3 protein-coding genes are annotated in these 3,712 nt (G+C 41.3%); 2 read left to right on the top strand and 1 reads right to left on the bottom strand.

Features of this window, described 5'->3' with window-relative positions:
* Positions 1–171: 171 nt before the first annotated feature.
* A complete protein-coding gene (locus L1D46_RS20025) occupies positions 172–825 on the bottom strand; it encodes an OmpW family outer membrane protein (RefSeq protein ID WP_130051927.1) in 654 nt (217 codons plus the stop codon).
* Positions 826–1,059: 234 nt separating this feature from the next.
* Between L1D46_RS20025 and L1D46_RS20020 the strand changes: the two genes are divergently transcribed.
* Positions 1,060–2,478, top strand: coding sequence for an MATE family efflux transporter (locus tag L1D46_RS20020; RefSeq protein ID WP_239978122.1), 1,419 nt, complete (start codon positions 1,060–1,062; stop codon positions 2,476–2,478).
* Between the two features lie 70 nt (positions 2,479–2,548).
* Positions 2,549–3,712 (top strand): succinyl-diaminopimelate desuccinylase (gene dapE, locus L1D46_RS20015; RefSeq protein WP_239978121.1); only part of this gene is annotated, 1,164 nt, incomplete at its 3' end.

Below are 3,712 nucleotides of genomic sequence, written 5' to 3'. Positions count from 1 at the left end.
ATTAAAAACTAATGATATAAAATGGTTTATTTTTGAGGTGCAACCTAAATTCATTAGTTGGTCAGAGAGGATACACTAAGCTAGTTTTTAATATGGAATTGGCTATGAGAATTAAATAAAAAAGGCCAATATATGGCCTTTTTGTGCGTATGGGCTTTCACAAAATGAAAGTTAGAATTTGTATTTAACACCGAACATAGCAACAACTGGGTCGATTTCTACAGTTGAAGTTAATGCTTTTGCGCCGTCAGCATAAACTGTAGCGTCTGTATCGATGTCGATTAGTGAAACCATGCCATGAAGGCCCCAGTTTTCACTCATCATGTAGTTAAAACCAGCTTGAGCTGCAAAGCCAAATGAATCATCTAGTTTAACTTCTACATCGTCAGTACCTAGTGTTGCTTTTAAAGCTGCTGAAGGTTTCTCATCAAAGAAAGTTGTATAGTTAAGACCAACACCCACAAATGGACGGAACTTATAAGTTGAGTCTAAGAAGTGGTATTGCGCTAAAAGTGTTGGTGGTAAATGTTTGATTGTCGCAATTTTGTTACCTGCTAAACCACCAGCACCTTGAACATCATGACTAAAAGGTGTTGCTGCTACTAATTCAATTACCCAATTGTCATCAAGCGCATAATCTACAGTAATACCTAATTGAGTATCATCATCTGCACGTAGACCTAATGTTGGTGCTTCATTGATTTTTGAACTGTCGTTATCAGGGTTTACATTAATTGCACCTACGTTCACGCTTAAGTTTGCGTTTGCAACAGGAGAGAGTGCTAATAGTGAAGTAAGTAATGCAATGCTTAATTTAGTTTTCATGTTGTTCTCCGCGAACTACTTGTCTTATTTGGTTGACGCTATTATTACCAAGTTGAAGCGGACAAAACCTGTTCTAGATCAAAGTTTCAAAAATGTTTGAACTAAGTGAAGGCATTTATTGATTTAGATTAAGTTTTTAAGCGGGTACAGCAAAAAAAAGATTGACTCTTATTGACTCTATATTCATTTACGGCTGGTAAACTAACGGTGTTATTTGCTTATTAGGTGTTTTTCATGGCTGATCCCCAGCATTTATTTCTTCATGGCTCGATTTCAAAAGCGCTACTTAAATTAGGTATCCCGATCATCTTAATCAATATTTTGCAGTCGGCTTATCAGCTGACCGATGCATTTTGGGTAGGACGTTTAGGGGCAGAGCAAGTAGCTGCTGTTTCTGTCAGTATGCCTGTTACTTTTTTAGTGATTGCTATTGGCTCTGGGTTGGCTATGGCGGGCGCTATTTTATCTGCTCAATATATGGGAGCTGGCCAGCAAGATAAGGTAAATCATGTTGCTGCGCAAACCATGTTAATGGTGACAATAACCGCAGCCTTACTTGGCTTAATTGGCTATGTGCTATCACCTTACTTTTTGACTTTATTAGGTGTTGAAGAGCAAGTGTTTGGTGATGCCCTTAAATTTATGCATGTATCATTTATTGGCGTTGTGTTTGTGTTTATTTATGCCATGTTTCAAGCTCTAATGCGTGGCATAGGGCAAACCAAGGTGCCGCTTTATATAGTAAGCGGTACTGTGTTACTCAATTTTGTGCTCGATCCCTTACTGATTTTTGGTTTTGGTGAGTTCTCTGGCTTTGGCGTAATGGGGGCTGCATTAGCTACACTTATCACGCAAAGCTTAGCGGCTGCAATCGGAGTATGGGTGTTTTTACGTGGCCGTCATGGTATTCAACTTAAACTCTCTAGTTTTAAACCAGACTGGCAATATATGAAGCAAGCCTTCTTTTTAGGGGCTCCTGGGTCGGGTGAACTATCAGCGAGAGCATTTGGTTTAATCATTATGTCGTTTTTGGTGGCTAGCTTTGGTACGCATACCATTGCCTCTTATGGTGTAGGATCTAATATTTTGCAAATGGTGATGATCCCAGCAATGGGTCTTTCAATGGCTGTTTCGACCTTGGTTGGTCAAAATATGGGGGCGAGAAACCCACAGCGTGCTGCACAAATAACACGTTTAGCCTCGCTTTGGGGGCTGCTAGGCCTGACATTAGTAGGCGTTATAGCTTATGTATTCGCTGAATACTTGGTGGCTTTTTTCATTCCCGATGATGAATCTGTGATTGCTGGTGGTGCAGAGTTTATCCGCGTTATGTGTTTAACTTGGGGCGGAATAGGCGTACAGCTTTGCGTGGTTGCTGCATTTAGAGCTTCAGGTAACATGCTTAATGCTATGGTTGTCTCACTGCTTTCACAGTGTGTTATCCAATTTCCAACAGCCTATATTTTGTCTAAACATACCTCACTTGGACCGCAGGGCATATGGTATTCCTTTGCAATCACCAATGTACTCGTGGCGCTAATTACTTATCTTTGGTTCGCAGCAGGTCGTTGGCAACGAACACAATTAACGAAAGAAGACAAAGAGATTGCTAAGGTGACCCAAGAAACACTCATCGAAGAAGGAAATCATTAATTTAACTTTCACACTGCGGTCATAATCTCTCGTTGTAATAACCCAAGCTTTCTAAATGACTAGGGTTATTATGAGTTTGGTATCAAATGTTGAATTAGTATCACACCCATCAGCACAGTTTGAGGTGGTAAAAGCATTACAAACCTTGATTCGATTTAAATCGGTAACACCTGCTCAAGCAGGCGCGATTGATTGGCTTGAGGACAAGTTAAGCCAATTGGGCTTTGAATGTGAGGTGTTTAGCTTTAATCACGTTACTAACTTAATCGCTAAAGTAACCTTTGGTGATGGGCCTGTTGTTGCTTTTTCGGGTCATATTGATGTGGTGCCTGCCGCTCAAGGTGATTGGCGAGTTGACCCTTTTAGCGGCGAAATAGTTGAAGGCAATATTTATGGCCGTGGCGCGGCAGATATGAAAGGTGGTGTTGCTGCAATGTTTTGCGCAACCAAACGCTTTTTAGCGCAAAATAGCAATAAACGAGGCACATTTTACTGGTTAATAACCTCAGATGAAGAGGGCGAGGCTGAATACGGCTCTTTATTGATTGCTGAGCGTCTAGCCAAACAAGGCGTCGTGCTTGATGGTTGCCTAGTTGGCGAGCCGACGAGTCACTTGCATGTTGGTGATACCATTAAAAATGGCAGACGTGGCGCATTGTCTGCTCGATTATCTATTCAAGGTAAAGCTGGACATGTTGCCTATCCAGAAAACACCATAAACGCAGCGCATTTAAGTGCAGAGGTTGTGAAGCGCTTAACGGCAATTTGCTGGCACAAAGATGAAGCTGGCTCGGCAACAACACTGCAAGTGACCGGAATTAATATTGCTAATGTGGTAGATAACCTTGTTCCTGCTCAATGTGAGCTCACTTTTAACGTGCGTTATAGTCATGGCTATAAAAGTAAAGACGTTAAAGAAGAAATTCAGTTTGCATTGGCAGATTTAGCATCGCAGCTAACGCTTGTTTGGGAGCGCCCGTGCGAATCATTTTATACCATGCATCAAGCAAGCAATTGCTTATTGCAGCAGCTTGAACAAGCTGTGCATGAAGTAACTGGCAGCTTTCCTATGCTTAGTACCAGTGGTGGCACATCTGATGGCCGCTTTTATGCTAATGAGCACACGCAAGTGATTGAATGTGGCGTGAGAAACCATACTATTCATCAAGTTAATGAACACGTTCCCATTGCAGATTTAAAAGCCATTGAGCAAATATATTTAGCTGCGCTTAGA

It is taken from the genome of Pseudoalteromonas sp. Isolate3 (assembly GCF_022398505.1).
In the GTDB taxonomy this organism is placed as follows: domain Bacteria; phylum Pseudomonadota; class Gammaproteobacteria; order Enterobacterales; family Alteromonadaceae; genus Pseudoalteromonas; species Pseudoalteromonas apostichopi.
Note: the sequence above shows the minus strand (reverse complement) of the source record. Positions and strands in the feature narration are given on the sequence as shown.